Source organism: Paraburkholderia sp. RL17-347-BIC-D, from assembly GCF_046027915.1.
Classification (GTDB): domain Bacteria; phylum Pseudomonadota; class Gammaproteobacteria; order Burkholderiales; family Burkholderiaceae; genus Paraburkholderia.
The window spans coordinates 49,574-66,055 of the sequence record NZ_JARESS010000036.1 but is presented as its reverse complement, the minus strand read 5'-3'; the positions used below and the strand labels follow the sequence as shown (position 1 = coordinate 66,055).

The following is a 16,482-nucleotide window of genomic DNA, read 5'->3' as shown; positions in this document are numbered from 1 at the left end:
TGCTTCAGGCGGCCGTCACTTCCAACCCGCGCTGCACCGCCAGACGCGCGAGACCACGGTCGAACCAGCGCTGGACATGCGCGAAGCGGTCGAAACCGACGAGTTCGCGCGCTTCGTAAAAGCCGATCAGGTTGCGCACCCAGCCGAGCAGTGAAATATCGGCGATGCTGTAGTCAGCGCCCATCACCCAGTCGCGGCCCGCGAGCCGTTCGTCGAGGACACCGAGCAGCCGCGCTGATTCGGTTGCGTAGCGGTCGCGCGGGCGCTTGTCCTCATAGGCTTTGCCTGCGAATTTGTTGAAGAAGCCCACCTGGCCGAACATCGGCCCGACACCGCCCATCTGCCACATCAGCCACTGGGTCGTTTCGTAGCGCGTGTTGGGTTCAGTGGAGAGGAGCCGTCCCGTCTTGTCTGCGAGATAGATCAGGATCGCGCCTGATTCGAACAACGTAAGCGGCCGTCCGCCCGGACCATCGGGATCGAAGATCGCCGGAATCTTGCCGTTGGGGTTGAGCGCGAGGAAGACCGGATCGTGGGTCTCGTTCGCCATGATGTCGATGCGATGCGGCTCATAGGCCAGGCCCGTCTCCTCCAGCATGATGCCGACTTTCACACCGTTGGGTGTCGGTAACGAAAAGAGCTGAAGCCGATCAGGGTACTGCGCCGGCGAGCGCGTGAAAATTGGATGATGGAGTGTCATTTTTCCCCCAGAGTGAGCGGGTTGAGCTGGGCCAAGGCACGGCCCACTCTTTCGTCTGGATGCGTGCCGAGGCGATCGCCATGAGGCAAAAGGGCAACGATGATCCACGGGGAGGGCAGGACTGTTCGCCCTCCCTGCTTTCTCACGGACGAACGCGGATAATCGTCTTCCCGTTGGTCCGCTTGGTCGGGTTGATGGCTGCGACGGCATCGTCGAGGATCGAGACGTTGCCGATGTTCGTCCGCAGTCGTCCGTCCCGCACCCGCTGGACGATCTCACTCAGTTGGGCGCGATCGGACTCGACAACGAAGTCAACCGCGAGGCCATCGGCGGGCCGCGCCTCGGCCGGCCCGACGATGGACACCAGCGTTCCTCCGGCTCGAATCAGGCCTGCGGACCGCTTCTGGATGTCGCCGCCGATGACATCGAACACCAGATCGACTCTGCCTACGTCTTCCAGTGTGTCGCTGTCGAGGTCGACAAACTCCTGCGCGCCGAAGTCGAGCGCCTTCTGACGGTCGGCAGCGCGTCCGGTGCCGATGACGTAAGCGCCGGCCTCACGTGCGAGCTGCGTTACCATCGAACCGACCGCGCCGGCCGCGCCGTGGACGAGGACGCTCTGCCCCGCCTGAAGGCGGCCGTGCTGGAACAGCCCTTGCCATGCGGTCAGTCCCGAGATCGGTAGGCTCGCGCCCACCGTGAAGTCGACGTCGCCCGGCAGCGGCGCGAGGTTGCGTGCCTCGATCGCCAAATACTCGGCCAAGGTGCCGTCGCGATACCAGTCCGCGAGGCCGAACACCCGCTGCCCCACCGACAGCCCCGTCGTGCCATAGCCGAGGGCGGTGACCACTCCGGCCAGCTCATGCCCAGGGATCGACGGTGTTCGGTCCCGGTCGCGGCGATCGGTCCAGGTCGAGGGCCACGTCAGCTCAGTCGGGACGAATCCCGACGCATAAACCTGAACGACGACATCGTTTATCGCTGCCTGCGGCTCGGGCCGCTCGGACAGCTTCATCCCGGCCGTTCCTGCAGCCTGATCCGTCACAATGATTGCTTTCATGGGAATTGTCCTCTCGGTCATTTGTCTCTTCGGTGGACATGTTCCGTCGATGTGCGTGTGTCGCTCACGGACGAACGCGGATCGTCGTCTTCCCGCTGATCCGCTCGGTCGGATTGAAAGCGGCGACGGCATCGTCGAGGGTCGCGATGTTGCCGATGTTCGTCCGCAGTCGTCCGTCACGCACCCGCTGGATGATCTCACCCAGTTGGGCGCGATCGGGCACGAGAACAAAGTCGATCGTCAAACCGTTGGCGGGCCGCGCCTCGGTCGGCCCGGCGATGGTCATCAACGTCCCTCCGGCTCGAATCAGGCCTGCGGACCGCTTCTGGATGTCGCCGCCGATGACATCGAACACCAGATCGATCGCGCCAACGTCCTCAAGGACGTCGTTCTCGAGGTCCACGAACTCCTGCGCGCCGAAGTCGAGCGCCGCCTGTCGGTGGGCGGCGCGTCCGGTCCCGATGACGTAGGCGCCGGCCTCACGTGCGAGCTGGGTTACCATCGAACCGACCGCGCCGGCCGCGCCGTGGACGAGGATGCTTTGCCCCGCTTGAAGGCGGCCGTGCTCGAACAGTCCCTGCCACGCGGTCAGACCCGGCATTGCCACGCTCGCGGCCACCGTGAAGTCGACGTCGCCCGGCAGCGGCGCTAGGTTGCGTGCCTCGATCGCCACATACTCGGCCAAGGTGCCGCTGCGATACGAGTCCGTGAGGCCGAACACCCGCTGTCCCACCGATAGCCCCGTCGTGCCATAGCCAAGAGCGGTGACCACTCCGGCCAGCTCCTGCCCGGGAATCGATGGTGTTCGGTCAACGCCTCGACGATCGGTCCAGGTCGAGGGCCACGTCAGCTCATCCCAGGTGAACCCCGACGCATGGACCTGAACGACGACGTCGTTTATCCCCGCCTCCGGCTCGGGCCGCTCTGTCAGTTGCATCCCTGCCGTTCCTGCGGCCTGGTCCGTCACAATGATCGCCTTCATCGTCCATCTCCTCGTGAGTGGTATAGCGTCCTTTCCGAATTCCTTCGCAAATGGGTGAATAGAGTTCAGATCGAGCTGGCCGGCGCAACAGCGGGAAAGTCCTTTTCGGGATCGAACACGTTATTGAAAAACTTCGTCAGGGGATACATGGCCACCAGCGCGACGACCTCCGTCACGTTTGCATCCGTGTAGCCGGATCAACTCTCGCCGACGCGGTACTGGCGGACTTCACCATCGCTCGCCCTGGATTCGATTGTGCCGGATATCACCTACGCGCAAACGAAAGCGGATTTTTCGTGCACGTGAGGTACCGAATCAGCGACCGGCGTGTACTGAACTTCTGTAGCGACCAGCGATTTGCCCGCAGATTGGGGATCGCCTGTTCAAAATTCGGCTTCACTATTTCGGAGGCCTCGCATGCAGCAGCGCCAGCGCTTACGAAGCTCGCAGCCGTCACGCAAAACGCAAACAGAATCGGACGAGTGATCATGGCCAGCTATCTCTGTGTTGGCCTTATATTTGTATCAACGATGATGCGAATATTCTGTGCCATCGATGGTGTGAATAGAAGAACCAAGATCACCCATTTTTGTGTGTACTAAGAACATGGATTCAGACTTGCAGATTCAGTTCGACCGGACAGCGAAGCTGTCCCTGGGTGCGTTGTGAGCCGTACTCGAGTCCCGCGGATTCGGTGCAACTGCACAAATTCATCCGGGTCGCGCTTACCTGAAGCCTGCGCCGCGCGCGCAAATCCGCTACCGGCGCGCTTCCATCGCCATCCGAACGGCCAAGCCCGTCAACATAGTTCCCATCATCCAGCGCTGCATCGCTAACCATCTGGGCCGGCGCGCGAGAAATCCGGCGATTGAACCTGCAGTCATCGCGACGATTGCGTTCACGCTGATACTCGAAGCAATCTGCACGAAGCCGAGTGCGAGCGACTGTCCCAGCACGCTACCGTGCCGCGGATCAATGAACTGCGGCAGCAGCGAAAGATAGAGCACCGCGATTTTCGGATTCAACAGATTCGTCACAAAACCCATCACGAACAGCTTGCGCGGGCTGTCGGCCGGCAGGTCGCGTACCTGGAACGGCGAACCTCCGCCCGGCTTCACCGCTTGCCATGCAAGCCAAAGCAGATAAAGCGCGCCGCCGAAGCGCAAAGCGTCATACGCAAACGGCACCGCGAGCAGCAGCGCGGTGATGCCAAGTGCCGCACACAACATATAGACGACGAAGCCAAGCGCCACGCCGCCTAGCGAGATCAGCCCCGCGACGCGGCCCTGGCAGATCGAACGTGAGACGAGGTAGATCATGTTCGGGCCCGGCGTAAGCGCCATGCCCAGTGCGACGAGGCCGAAGGCCAGAAGAGAAGTGTGTTCAGGCATTGCATGTCTCCATGACAAGATCGTGGTAATGCCCAAGCGCGCGGCGGTTCGCGGCTCCGGCCGACGGGAAGCGAAATCTGCCGGCGAGCCGGTAACCGTGCGGTCCGTCAAATTCGAAGGCTTGTGTGGTCATAAGTTGATATCTCTCGTATCGGCACGCGTTACGTCCATGAGGAGCCGGGCTAAACCTGGATGTGTGATGCCATGCACGTCCGGCAGGGCGGCTTACTCGACGGGCGGAAAGTCGACGTCGGTGCGGTTGATACGGTTGAAGGTATTCGTGAAGATGCCGAGTGCAATGGTCAGCGAGATCTCCGCCAATTGGGTGTCGGTGTAGCCGGCCGCACGGATGGCATTAAACTCGTCCTCGTTGATCGTGCCGCTCGTGGTATGCAAGTGAGACACGAAGCGCACCAAGGCATCACGTTTGGCGTCACCCGTGGGCTGCCCCGCGCGAATGGCACGCAGCACATCGACCGGCAGGCCCGCCAGTTTGCCTACGAAGCTGTGCGCGGCCACACAAACGTCGCAACCAGTCTTCTCACTGACTAGCAGCTTGATCGTTTCGTGCTCTTGCCGGCTCAGGCTGCCCGAGTTCAATGTGCCTTGGGCGTCGAGCACCGCAGCCAAAGACGCCGGTACAAGGTAGCCCAACGCGGCGTAAGTATTGGGGACGCGGCCACCGGAAATCTTCTTCACCCGCGCATAGATATCGGCAGTGGCACCGGTGGCGGACGTGATGTCGGGAATAGCGATACGGCTCATGGGTGGAACCCTTCATTAGGTGACTAGGACTCAGGAAAACGGACGCAGCGTCAGCTCGAGGCCCAGGACCACGAGGAAGAGGAGAAAGCAGCGGCGGAAGGCTTTCGGGCTGATCTTTTGCCGCACAATCGAGCCCAACCACATTCCAGCGAGAGCGGGAACGACAGCCAGCAGCGACAGGCCGAGCTGGTCGAGCCGGAACGCGCCATTGGCCAGGAGCCCTCCTGCGAGTGCAACCGTGGAGACGGTGAACGAAAGGCCAAGAGCCTGCACGAGCTCGTCTTTCTGAAGACCGAACGATTGCAAATAGGGCGTAGCGGGAATCGTGAAGACGCCGGTGGCGCCAGTCAACAACCCGGTAACAATGCCGATGACGGGCGAAAGCCAGAACTCGAACCGTTCCGGGACCGAGAGCGTTGGCAAGAACAGTGCATAGGCCGCATAGGCGATCAGGGCGATTCCCAGAGCACGTCCCGACCAGACGGGATCGACGACTACCAGTAGTCGCGTCCCCAGAACGGTACCGATCACGATGCAGAGCATCATTGCCCACAGCCGTCGCATGAGGCGGAGTGTGTCTCGCCCAGCCAGCATTTGCCACACGTTGGTCACGAACGACGGAATTATCAAGATCGCCGCCGCTGTAAGCGGTGACATGGTAGCCCCAAGCACGCCCATTGCAACCGTGGGCAAGCCCATTCCGGTCACGCCTTTAACGACACCGGCTCCGAGAAACGTGGCAAGGAGCAGGCAGGTCAATCCGATGGTCAGAGTATTCATGCAGGGTATTACGCCTCCAACCAGGAACTGGCACAATGCGGTTTTTCCGATATTACCTTCGGACAATCCGAAGGCAATCTGTCCTGGTGACTGCATGAAATTCGATCTCGCGGATCTGCGTCTGTTCCTCTGTGTGGTCGATGCCGGCAGCATTACAGCCGGGGCCAGACAGGCAAATCTCGCATTAGCCTCGGCAAGCGAGCGCATCAGTAACATCGAATCGTATGCCGGTGTCGCCCTGCTTGAAAGAAGCCGCAGGGGGGTGGTGACCACCGAGGCGGGGGAGGCACTGGCGCATCATGCGCGTCTGATACTCAGACAGCACAGCCTCTTGCAGGGAGAGCTACGTGACTTTGGTGCCGGCGCGCGAGGTACGCTGCTGTTGTATGCGAACACGGCAGCGTTGACGGGTTTCCTGCCGCAGAGGCTCGCGCCGTGGCTGGCGCAGCGTCCGCGCCTGAACATTGATCTGAGAGAGCGTACGAGTGCCGAGATTGTGAAGATGATTGACGCAGGCCTGGCCGAAGCGGGCGTGATATCGGATGCGGTCAACGCCACAGGCCTCACAATGCAGCCTGTCGCTAGTGACCATCTCGTCCTGATTGTTCCTGTTGCGCACAGACTCGCAGAATCGAAGGCAATCTGCTTTGCTGATGTCACGGATGAACGGTTTATTGGCTTGGAGGCCGGGAGCGCGCTTCAGGATCATATCGACGAACACGCTGCCGATCTGCGCAAGACGTTAGAACTCCGTATCCGTATGAAGAGTTTCGAGGGATCGTGCCAGATGGTCTCGCAGGGAGTGGGGGTAGCGATCATCCCACTGGCGGTCGCCAGGCGCTTTCGAGGCAGGTATCCGTTCAGGACCCTCACGATCAGCGATAACTGGGCGCGCAGACAGCTCTGTCTGTGCTTCCAGCAATGGCACACGCTGTCTGCGCCGATGCAAAGCCTGCTGGCGCATCTCGGTGGCGGAGCGCAGACCCTGTAGCCGCGCGGCCGGCTGCGGGTGAATGCCATCTGGATTTCCTGGCCGAAAAGGTCCATGTCGACGTGCGCTGATTTCATGTGCACGATGTGCGGGTGCGATTAGTTCTACCGCGACGCCACCACCGAGCTGCTGTGCGTCATACTGGCGGCCCGGTTCTGGCAGATCGTCAGGCATACGCCAGACACCTTCGATTTCGCGCTCCACGATGCCGGCCCGACGCATTTTCTCGGCGACAAACCGATCAACACCAGGATTCTCCTCGCGCAGTGGTAGGAATTCCTGCGACTGGCCATCTCAATCAAGCAAGGTCCGGTGACAGCCTCGCTCATGCTTCGCAAGCTCGCGAGCTACCCCGGGAAAAATGGACTCGCGCGCGCCCTGCGCGAACTCGGTCGCATCGAACGCAGACTCTTTCTGATCGCGTGGTTTCTCGGGAACACCGCCTATCTCGAACGCGCGGTCCGCTATGCGGTTGCATCCGGACGTTCCACTGTTGGAGTTGAATGACCTATAAGGGTCGACAAGAGGCGGTCGTACCTGCTCGGCCGCGGCCATTCACCGAGCTTGCGCTGGGCGAGGGACGCACGGTCTCAGTTACAAATGATCGCGACAATCGTACAGCTTCCGCTTCCCGACGATCGAGGATAATGTGATCTGAATTCACCGAGAAGGAGTGTCCGGTGCGTGTAGGTCGCCCGATCAAGGCATTACCCCAGCCCTTGTGCGATTACTGCGGCGCTCACGCCGCGTTCGTGAAATACGGTGAAGCGTCGTATCCCTACCGCGACGACCACGGCGCGCTCTGGGTCTGCACAGCGTGTCAGGCGTGGATCGGCATCCACTCGCGCAGCACACGGAACGTGCCGCTGGGACGTCTCGCCGACGGCGCGTTGCGCGACGCGAAGAGCCGCCTGCACGACGCGCTCGAGCCACTGGTCTCGGGCAAGGTCAGGCGTGATCACGTCAATCCGTTCGAGGCCCGCGCGAAAGCGATCCGCTGGGTCGCATCTGAACTCGGCTTCGATCCGGTGCCGGCGTCCATCCACAACCTGTCACTCGACCAGTGCGAACAGGCGATCCGGCATGTCGAAGCATTCATCGCACATCGCGGGGCCGCTTCGTCAGAAGGCAACGTTTAAGCAACTTCCGCCCGTGGCCGCTATCCCCGTTCAAGAGATCACCAATGAACCCTGATGCCCAAAACTCTCCGATTCGCTCGCAACCCCGACTCGGCACGAGCACGACGTGCCAAAACGATGCTGTTGCCGATGCCGCGCGCTACCGCCGACGAACTCGCGCTGCGGGTACACCTTGCGCTCGCAACGATGCGGGCCGGTGACGGCAGCGTGCGTAACGCACAGACCCTTCCCCAGACCATGATCCTGACGGGCTTTATCGCCGAGGCAGGCTACGGCGCGGCCCCGTACGAGCAACTCGTCGTCGCGGAAGCCGCCATTTCGGCCGCTTTCGACCGCGGCCGGGAAACGGGCGAATGGCGACTGGATGAGGGCACATCAACCGTAGCCGGGGATCAGGCAGAAATCGGGTCGAACTCGGCCCTTGATTGTCGTCGCGGCCGTATCTCTGATATGGCTTCGCTATAATCAATCGCTTCCCGGCGTCGCAATGTCAAAAAAATGTCTTCTAGGCGAAACAGGTCCCCCGGCCGAGCCCGCAGGCCGCTGACGAAAGCACTTCTATTGCCGATGGATCGGGCCTCCGCCAGTGAACGGTCGCTGTCCTGTCATCTTGCGCTGGTCGCATGCCGCGACGGACATGGCAACAGCCATCTGGTCAATGAACTTATGCGCGCGGTGTACCTGAGCTGGTATCTGCAGCGTGCTGGTTATGGCAACCAACTGGTGGAGCAGTTCAAGATCGCCGAATATGCCGTTGAGAACACCCTGGCGCACGCTCATGAGACGGGAGAGTGGCTGCTCGCGTCCGAGGTAATCAGCGACTTTGAAGCGCTGCTGGCGCTGTATGACGCCCAGCTCGCAAGGGCTCCTCTTCACGAAGTATTCGAAGCGGAGCGGCAGTTGAGGGTTTTTCTGACGGGAACGGACCATTCCCCGATCCCGTAATCGACGTATCGGCAAGCCTTGGCAGATTGCGATTCAGGTGGAGCACTTGCCGAAGAGGTCGTTGCATTATTGATTTCGTCTGCCGATAAATTTCGGATTCCTACATTTTACATAAAAAGAATTATCACCAATTGAACGGTCGTGCTTTTTTGTGGATCGGAGACGCATCGCGACGCGACAGTCATCGTCAGCCATCGGTCGGTTACCGGGTCACGAAGTCGTTCACGGTCAGCCGCAGCGGTTCGTCGGGCCGCGCGAGTAACTTTCTTTGTGCGACCGCGACGATGCGGTTGCGGCCGCTTTCGAATGTCTTGAGTGTGCGTGCCGCGTCGGCGTCAGGTGGCAGCCAGAAGTGTTCTTCGAGTGCGTCACGTGCAACCGCGGCTTCGACGTCTCGGCCGCGGACCGACAGCATGAACACCACGGCGCGTCCGTCCGGCGAGACGGCGGGCGCGCGATCAAGAACTTCCATGACACACCTCAACGATATCATCCGCGGTCTTTGTATTTGTACTGCGCCGCGCAGCGATTAATTTACCAGAAGTCACAAGCAGATCAATCACCAACGACGTAACGATCTGGCGCGCGGCTGCCGCCCGTGGTCGCTTATCACCATAACGCATTTACCTGGATCTTCATCGCCCTGAGCCTTAGTTGCCAAGCGGGTTTTTGTTCTCGGGTGTGGGCGGTTGAAACCGACACTAGACAAGTGGGCTGCAACCGACAGCGTACGATTTGAACTAAAAAGGTTCACGAGAAGTGATCAATATAATTATGTCAAATCATCAGGGCGATTAACAAAAACTGACAGCCGTGTCGGCTTTGGCAACCAGACAAGGAGGATATAAGACGGCGCTGCACTGGCCATTGCGAGCGGCGAGTGCGAACTAAACTAGAAGCGACGTCCTAGTCATCTCTCTCGAGGAGCAAAGCGTCGAGGCAAGGCTAGCCGACCACCATCATAATCTAGGAGTGTCCGACCGACGGCATCACAAAGAGGCGTTCGTCCCACACCACGGGTTGCGGCCCGGTCACGGCAATCCGCGTCGCGTCGGGGTGTGCGGGATTGACCAGCACATTGAACTCTGCTCGGACGACGACGGAAGGTACGATCAGGAGCGCGGTACGCGACTCGGTCAGCCAAGCGTCGCCGAACTCCCTTGCCGCCTGCAGTGCTGGCGCATCCCATCCCCCCGGCAACGATTCGGCCGAATGGCGTTCGACGCGAATATCGTCGGGAACCGCTGCTTCAACCCATCCGTGTGTCTTCGGTACCTTGCCAATGCGCGCATGAACAAGAACCTCGAGCATCGCACCGGCGAAGGTCGACGCGGCGTAGATAACCGGTCGCCCCGGGCTATTGAAGCGGCCGCCCACCAGCATCGCGCCGGTACCACTCCAGACCGTGTGTCGAGTGTCGGCGATCCGAAACAACTTCACGCCGGCAACCCATAAAACAGTTTCCAGAGCAGTTCTTCGACCCGGCGCGCGCCGAGTTCGGTCAGCGCAACATCGAGCGGCGCCCGCCCTTCGAGCTCCGGGTGCGGCGTCGACAGGAATTCCCGCGCGTCCTCTTCGTCGTTCCAGACGTAGGCCGTCGTCGCGACGATCCTAGCCAGCCGCTCAGTCTTTTCCGATTCGTCTGGCGTCAGCCGATCGCGACGCCGCTTATAGGTCGCTTCGGGGATGATGCGGGCAAGTAGCGCACGCCGGGCGTCGGCACCCTGCGTCGCATGTTCGACGCCCGCGCGCAGCGCGGACTTGGGCAGGCCGTCGCGGACAAGTGCCTCGAGTTCCGCGAGCGTGTGCGGGACCTGCCGCAGTTCCATGACCGCGGCCACTGCTTCAGGCGTAATCAGTGACATGCGACTCCCGATCAAAGTATCAGTTGATACCTAATCATAGCGCAATTGATACTGCCAGCAAATCCATTTTCAATCTAGCTGGCTCCAGCGGGGAGACTGTCGGGGCGGCCACCTCGACATCGTCCGTGCCTGCGAAAATCGCCCACATCGCATGACGGCGCGTTACGACCTACAGAAACCTTCATACACGAAACGCTCAAGCAATTAAGCATCGGCTGGCGGCAGGATGTCGCACTGGCCACACGGATAAACCATTTATAGTGCACTGCACAAGCCCGTGTGGTCGGTAGGTGCGATCTGACGGTCGTGTTATAGTGCACTGCACAAGTTCTGTCCGATCGGCAAGTGCGATCCGATGACCGCGTCCGGCGTTGCCAGGTTGCGGACAGACATGCTGCTGAAGGTGAGTCGACACGCCTGTCAGCTTCGCCCAGTTTCTGTCTACACCATCAAAATGAGGTCCCTGTGAAATACCTTCCCCGCATCGCCGCGTCTGGAGCACTCCTGGTCGTCGCTCTCGGTATCGTCACCTTCGCCCAGATCAAGTTCGCGCCGCAATCCGCAGACAACAACCCGGTCGCACGGATCGTCCTGAACGTCGAGTCGCAACTGAACGGCTGAGCGACTCCACCGCTGTATGTAGCCCGCGCCCCGCAGGCAAAGAAAAACCCGCCAGGTTCTGAAGAGAACTCGCGGGGGCACTTTCAACTTGCCGAGAGTGGGACGGCACTACGGCAGATGTGCCGATTGGTCAGAAGACAGTCGACGGATTTTGGGCGAGTTCGGCGAATTCGCGCCATGCAACGAACCGGGCTGCGAGTTGTTTGCGAGAAAGTGAGGCGCGTAGCAGGTGCCGCTTCAGTGCGAAATGTTGCCGGATCGGTCCGAAGCATGAGAGGAATTCTTGCGTGCGTTTCGGGTCGCGAAAGCCACGCATGCGACGCTCGCGTTCGCGTGTCGGTTGGTGGCTGTTCTCCGCGCGGTTGTTCAGGCGGGCGGCCGCTTTAACGAATACATGCTTCACATTCACCAAAGCTGGAATTTCGGCCTTTGCGGCCGGATAACTTCGCAGCTGATCGGTGCCGATCTTGCGCGGCACAGGGCTGGAGCGCAGCACACGCTTGAAGAAACGTTTGGCTGCGGCTTTGTCGCGCCGCTTTTGTAGCAGGATGTCGAGTTCGGTACCATGCTCGTCGACCGCACGCCACAGCAGATACGGTTCGCCACGCAGCGTGACGAACATTTCGTCGAGGTGCCACGTGCTACCCGGCTGGCGTCTCGCCGCTTTTACCCGGTGCGCAAAGCTTTGACCAAACTTGTCGCACCAGCACCGGATCGTCTCGTATGTAACGGTCACACCGCGCTCGAAGAGGAGTTCCTCAATGTCGCGCAAACTCAACTGAAAGCGGAAATACCAGCGAACTGCCTGGCTGATGACCGCCGCCGGGAAACGATGACCGTGATACAGCGATTTTGCTTTCTTCATTGCTCAATCTTACGCCACAGCCTCGTCAACCTGACAGAGCCCGACAACGCTGCGCGGGCGTTGATGTCCCGTAAAACCCGGACGGTCGGCATCGTGTCACTGCCCGGCGTTATGGAGCCATTCCGGGATCGGCGTATTGGCGCCACCAGATGATCGGCGCTTAGGCGCCAGCGCAGGATCGGCGTTTTGGCGCCAGTCCGTGACCGTTAAGGGTTAGCATCGGTCATTCATACGCGACTGCGTCACCGTCCGTTCCTGGCCGATGTTGTTGAAAAATGCTGTACGCTTTTAGCAAGGCGGAAGCGGCGCCGGTAACACCAACCCAATCGCCCATCCCTCCGTCCAATCGCGCACTTGCATTTTGTGGCGCAAGAGTCCCGCGCGACGGGCTCAGCCTATCCCCAAATGTGCCTGCGTCATCTCGTCCGCATGAGCGTTTGCCTCCTCTGGGCTTTCATAGATATACGTCGAAACGCTACGCTGCTGTAGAACGTCTCCGAGCTTCAGTCTAAGAAAACTGCTCGTCGTATATCTTGTCACTCCGGAGTAATACCGGGAGACGAGGTACGTCACCATGTCCGAATAGGCATCAATGATCTCCGGCCGGATAGAAAAATTGTCGTAATTGACAATCGCATGAGGCTTAAATCGAACGTCGTGCAACCTTGTTTCGACCTCGAATAGAACGGCCTCGACGTCTTCGAGACTGGCAATCTCGTGTCCTTCAAAATTGATAAAAAACATGTTCTGTGCGGCGTCGTAGCTGAATCGTTCGCTAAGGCTCAGTCTGAGAATGACCGCCCGCAGCCCCATCGGTGCAGGCCGAAATATGCGCTCGTCCATCAAACGCGGCGCTCTATCAACGATGGGCACAAATCCCATCTGTGCGACAATATCTCTCCGGATATCGATTCCCGGCGCAATTTCAATAAGCTCAAGGCCAGCGGCGGTCAGCGAGAACACGCACCGCTCGGTAATGTAGAGCACTGTCTGGCCACGCTTTTGCGCGTACTCTCCACTGAAAGTCCGGTGCTCGACCGCATCGACAAATTTCTGGCAGGTTCCATCGCGCATGATTTTTAGCCGTCCGTCTTCAATGGCGATATCAAGGTTGCCAGCGTTAAATGTGCCGACAAAGACAACCTTCTTCGCGCTCTGGCTGATGTTAATAAAGCCACCCGCACCCGCAAGCCTCGGACCGAATTTACTCACGTTCAGATTGCCCTGCCGGTCAGCCTGTGCGAGGCCTAGAAACGCGATGTCCAGCCCCCCTCCATCATAGAAGTCGAATTGATAAGGCTGATCGATGATCGCTTGAGTATTCGCCGCTGCACCAAAACTTAAACCGCCTGCAGGAATGCCCCCGATGACACCCGGCTCGGTCGTCATCGTGAATAGGTCGATGACTTTCTCTTCATTCGCGACGCTAGCGATGCCCTCCGGCATACCGATACCCAGATTAACAACACTATTAGCCATGAGCTCGAACGCGGCCCGGCGCGCGATGACTTTTCTCACGTCCATTTTCATCGCTGGCAGCGACGTCGCAGCAACCCGAAGCTCGCCGGAGAACGCAGCGGAATACTGCTCCCCAAAGGTCTGCCAGTGATTTTCCGGCTTCGCGACCACCACACAGTCAACCATGATGCCCGGTATGCGTACGTCTCTAGGATTGAGAGTGTTCGAGTCCGCCAGTCGTTCGACCTGGACAATCACGACACCACCGGAATTGCGAGCCGCCATGGCGATCGACAGAGACTCGAGTGTGAGAGCCTCTTTCTCCATCGTTATATTTCCCGACGCGTCCGCAGTAGTGCCTCTGATGATGGCGACATCGATCGGAAATGTCTTGTAAAACAGGAACTCGTCGTTGTCGACAGACATCAAGCGAACCAGATCATCGGTAGTCCGTGAGTTAAGCTTTCCTCCACCGTGGCGCGGATCCACAAAGGTCCCTAGCCCGACTTTCGACAGGTGTCCCGGCTTATGCGCAGCGATGTCACGAAACAGATGGGAAATGACGCCCTGCGGAAGATTGTAAGCCTCGATCTGGCCGGCGATTGCCAGTTTCTGTAAGCCGGGGACCAAGCCCCAATGACCGCCGATCACACGACGGACCAGACCCGTATGAGCGAAATGATTCAAACCTTTTGTTTTACCGTCTCCCTGCCCGGCCGCGTAAACCAGCGTCAGGTCTCGTAGGGATTGCCCCTCGGTTTCGCCTACATCGAGGAAGCGCTGCTCCAGCGCAACGGCGATTTCTTCCGCAAATCCGATCCCGACGAAACCGCCAGTCGCGATGGTGTCGCCAGAGCGCACCAGCTGAACCGCTTCCCGTGCGCTCACAACCTTTCCACGCTCAACGCTCCGCGTCGAGGACGGAAACGGATGGTGAAATCCTCCGCTCATGACGTCTCCTTATCGCGCCGCTGGCGTCGATGCGGCGCTGTGTAATAGGCCGAACTCTTTGGCAGTTACACGCGGCAAGCATCGCTGGACTATGCGCGCCCGAACGGAACTGCATTTCCGTTCGGCCGGCTGACTTCTCCCATGCGAAATCGCCGCGGCATAGCCTCCCTCGATGATTCTGCGCCTTGTCCCGCCCAAGCACCAGATGCCGCACCAGAGCGTGCGAAGCGGCCCGTCCACCGGGCAAGTCAATCCGAATGCAATTGCGTCTCGCAACGTCGTCGGCTGCACGTAACAGTTGACGCCACGCCATCGTCGGCCAAAGGCCCTAAGGGTTAACCGCGATGCCTAGTAGCAAGGGAATATCCCGACCATCGCCGACGCTAAATGCTCTCGCATGATGCGCCGTCAGAGCTTGTCAGTCGGAGCAAAGGTTCTTCCTGCACAGGCACGTTGTTCGGCTTGAGTGTCACTCTTATCCTTAGACCCAATCACAGAGATGGGCGAAACAACCATCGAACGCGATCGTGGCCCGGTCGACTTACTCAGACACCCAAGGACGGCTGCTTCGGCTGTTGAAGCCAGTATCCAGTGGCAAGAACGAATACGAATGACGTAGGGCTACAAGCATTCGAGTCGCTGACGCGACAGAGGGCGAATGATTAGGTGGCTCCGGCAAGACGGACCTCATCCGGTGAGACGTCTTGTTGACGTTGTTCAAAGCAGACAAAACAGATCTGCTCTCGAAAAACACCAATTGCATTATTTGCAAGGAGACAAAGTGAAAACTTCTATCAAGCTCGCAGTTCTTGCGGTTGCTTCCGTTGTTGCCCTCGGCGCAAAGGCCGACGAAACAATCAAGTTTGGAGTGTCTGCGCCACTTTCAGGGCCCGGTGCACCATGGGGCAAGGGTGCCGAATTTTTATGTAAGGAGGCGGCCAAGGAGATCAAGGCGACGGGTGGCATCAAAGTCAAAGGCACGAGCTATAACATCGAATGCATCGCCTACGACAACAAGTACACGGCCACCGACGGCACGAAGGTAGCGCAGACACTGCTGAACCGGGACGGTGTGAAGTACATGTGCGCGGTCGGCAGCGCGCCTATCCTAGCGGCGCAATCACTTACCGAACGTCAAGGCGCCCTCCTCTTCACTCAGACGTGGACCAAAAGCGGGAAGGGGCCCGATTTTCCCCTGACCTTTTCGGATATCGTCACGCCGTTCGAAGTGGCCCCGGCAATGATTCAGTACGTGACCAAAGCCTATCCCAAGGCCAAAACGATTGCACTGCTGAATGTGGACGACGCAAACGGCCATGGTGCGGCCGAGATCGTTCGCCCACTGTGGGAGAAAGCTGGCGTCAAGGTGCTCACAAGCGACTTCTATGCGCATGGCACAACTGAGTTCCAGCCGGCCGCCCAGCGACTTGCGGCCCTCAAGCCGGACATGATCGATATTGCGTCAGCTCCGCCAGCCGTTATCGGCCAGGTTCTCAAAGAGCTATCCGTCCTCGGGTACAAGGGCATCAAGATCGCTACCGACGGGACCGCTGCGGAAGGCATCGTAGCCACGGGCGGAGCCGCGGCGGAAGGCCTTTACATGGGCGCCGCCATTACGTTCGACGGACCTAGCGTCACTGAGCATCAGCGCAAGTTGAACGCGGCGGCGAAGCCTTTGATCGGCGAATCCCTGAGCATCGCCAGCAATCCCTGCTATGACGCGGTCTACATGCTGAAAGCTGGCGCCGAGAAAGCACAGAGTCTTGACCCCAAAGCAATCGCTGCAGCCCTACCGACCACGCGATATACGAGTTTCTACGCAGACAACGTTGGCTTCGGTGGCAAGGCTGTCTACGGATCCGACGTTCAACCGAAGTTGCCCGTCTACATCACTCAGATCGAGAACGGAAAAGTCGTCGAAAAGGCAAAGATCATGCCGAATTATTAATCGATGCGTGCCCAACGGACC

General features: G+C 59.5%; 17 protein-coding genes and 3 pseudogenes. 7 read left to right on the top strand and 13 right to left on the bottom strand.

Translation table 11 applies throughout. The annotated features are described in order from the left end of the window. Positions 1-4 precede the first annotated feature (4 nt). From P0D96_RS34200 to P0D96_RS34170, 7 genes and pseudogenes are all read right to left on the bottom strand, one after another. Positions 5-700, bottom strand: a complete 696-nt coding sequence (locus P0D96_RS34200; protein WP_408318043.1) for a glutathione S-transferase N-terminal domain-containing protein — start codon at positions 698-700, stop codon at positions 5-7. Positions 701-842: 142 nt separating this feature from the next. Continuing rightward, positions 843-1,760: an NADP-dependent oxidoreductase gene (locus P0D96_RS34195; RefSeq protein ID WP_408318041.1), complete on the bottom strand. Its 918-nt coding sequence runs from the start codon at positions 1,758-1,760 to the stop codon at positions 843-845. 64 nt (positions 1,761-1,824) lie between these two features. Next, the gene (locus P0D96_RS34190; RefSeq protein WP_408318039.1) at positions 1,825-2,742 is read right to left on the bottom strand and encodes an NADP-dependent oxidoreductase; all 918 of its coding nucleotides are present in this window, start codon (positions 2,740-2,742) and stop codon (positions 1,825-1,827) included. A 65-nt stretch (positions 2,743-2,807) separates the two neighbouring features. Beyond that, positions 2,808-2,939: pseudogene (locus P0D96_RS34185) on the bottom strand (carboxymuconolactone decarboxylase family protein); the annotation flags it as partial. Positions 2,940-3,500: 561 nt separating this feature from the next. Next, entirely contained in the window at positions 3,501-4,133 is a 633-nt protein-coding gene (locus tag P0D96_RS34180; protein WP_408196491.1) for a LysE family translocator, read from the bottom strand. A gap of 225 nt (positions 4,134-4,358) precedes the next feature. After that, positions 4,359-4,898 carry a carboxymuconolactone decarboxylase family protein gene (locus P0D96_RS34175; protein WP_408196493.1) on the bottom strand — a complete coding sequence of 180 codons (540 nt, stop codon included), beginning with the start codon at positions 4,896-4,898 and terminating at the stop codon, positions 4,359-4,361. Positions 4,899-4,928: 30 nt separating this feature from the next. Next, a complete protein-coding gene (locus tag P0D96_RS34170; protein ID WP_408178903.1) occupies positions 4,929-5,678 on the bottom strand; it encodes a sulfite exporter TauE/SafE family protein in 750 nt (249 codons plus the stop codon). A gap of 94 nt (positions 5,679-5,772) precedes the next feature. Here P0D96_RS34170 and P0D96_RS34165 point away from each other — a divergent pair, with 94 nt between their 5' ends. Further along, positions 5,773-6,669: a LysR family transcriptional regulator gene (locus tag P0D96_RS34165; RefSeq protein WP_408318037.1), complete on the top strand. Its 897-nt coding sequence runs from the start codon at positions 5,773-5,775 to the stop codon at positions 6,667-6,669. Between the two features lie 90 nt (positions 6,670-6,759). Here P0D96_RS34165 and P0D96_RS34160 read toward each other — a convergent pair. Further along, positions 6,760-6,897, bottom strand: a pseudogene (locus P0D96_RS34160) (DUF3363 domain-containing protein); the annotation flags it as partial. A 45-nt stretch (positions 6,898-6,942) separates the two neighbouring features. On the opposite strand from P0D96_RS34160, the pseudogene P0D96_RS34155 reads away from it, so the two are divergent. The 4 genes and pseudogenes from P0D96_RS34155 to P0D96_RS34140 all read left to right on the top strand — a co-directional run. Continuing rightward, a pseudogene (locus P0D96_RS34155) lies at positions 6,943-7,090 on the top strand (Tn3 family transposase); the annotation flags it as partial. 259 nt (positions 7,091-7,349) lie between these two features. Continuing rightward, positions 7,350-7,808 (top strand): zinc-finger-containing protein, encoded by a 459-nt coding sequence (locus P0D96_RS34150; RefSeq protein WP_408318035.1) that lies wholly within the window; start codon positions 7,350-7,352, stop codon positions 7,806-7,808. A 117-nt stretch (positions 7,809-7,925) separates the two neighbouring features. After that, positions 7,926-8,273, top strand: coding sequence for a hypothetical protein (locus tag P0D96_RS34145; RefSeq protein ID WP_408318033.1), 348 nt, complete (start codon positions 7,926-7,928; stop codon positions 8,271-8,273). A gap of 102 nt (positions 8,274-8,375) precedes the next feature. Next, positions 8,376-8,753, top strand: a complete 378-nt coding sequence (locus P0D96_RS34140) for a hypothetical protein (RefSeq protein ID WP_408318030.1) — start codon at positions 8,376-8,378, stop codon at positions 8,751-8,753. 202 nt (positions 8,754-8,955) lie between these two features. Here P0D96_RS34140 and P0D96_RS34135 read toward each other — a convergent pair whose 3' ends face one another. The 3 genes from P0D96_RS34135 to P0D96_RS34125 all read right to left on the bottom strand — a co-directional run bounded on the left by P0D96_RS34135 (position 8,956) and on the right by P0D96_RS34125 (position 10,618). Continuing rightward, entirely contained in the window at positions 8,956-9,225 is a 270-nt protein-coding gene (locus P0D96_RS34135) for a DUF1488 family protein (RefSeq protein ID WP_408318028.1), read from the bottom strand. Between the two features lie 494 nt (positions 9,226-9,719). Next, the gene (locus P0D96_RS34130) at positions 9,720-10,193 is read right to left on the bottom strand and encodes an RES family NAD+ phosphorylase (protein ID WP_408318026.1); all 474 of its coding nucleotides are present in this window, start codon (positions 10,191-10,193) and stop codon (positions 9,720-9,722) included. Next, positions 10,190-10,618: an Xre family toxin-antitoxin system antitoxin gene (locus P0D96_RS34125; protein WP_046565320.1), complete on the bottom strand. Its 429-nt coding sequence runs from the start codon at positions 10,616-10,618 to the stop codon at positions 10,190-10,192. Before P0D96_RS34125 ends, P0D96_RS34130 begins: the two co-directional genes overlap by 4 nt. 465 nt (positions 10,619-11,083) lie before the next feature. On the opposite strand from P0D96_RS34125, the gene P0D96_RS34120 reads away from it, so the two are divergent. Then, entirely contained in the window at positions 11,084-11,239 is a 156-nt protein-coding gene (locus P0D96_RS34120) for a hypothetical protein (protein WP_158608233.1), read from the top strand. A gap of 130 nt (positions 11,240-11,369) precedes the next feature. On the opposite strand, the gene P0D96_RS34115 is transcribed toward P0D96_RS34120, so the two are convergent. Next, entirely contained in the window at positions 11,370-12,104 is a 735-nt protein-coding gene (locus P0D96_RS34115; RefSeq protein WP_408318024.1) for an IS6 family transposase, read from the bottom strand. Positions 12,105-12,494: 390 nt separating this feature from the next. Further along, on the bottom strand, positions 12,495-14,513 hold the full coding sequence (locus tag P0D96_RS34110; RefSeq protein ID WP_408318022.1) for an acyl CoA:acetate/3-ketoacid CoA transferase: 2,019 nt from the start codon (positions 14,511-14,513) through the stop codon (positions 12,495-12,497). Positions 14,514-15,294: 781 nt separating this feature from the next. Between P0D96_RS34110 and P0D96_RS34105 the strand changes: the two genes are divergently transcribed. Then, a complete protein-coding gene (locus P0D96_RS34105; protein ID WP_408318020.1) occupies positions 15,295-16,461 on the top strand; it encodes an ABC transporter substrate-binding protein in 1,167 nt (388 codons plus the stop codon). Positions 16,462-16,482: the final 21 nt, after the last annotated feature.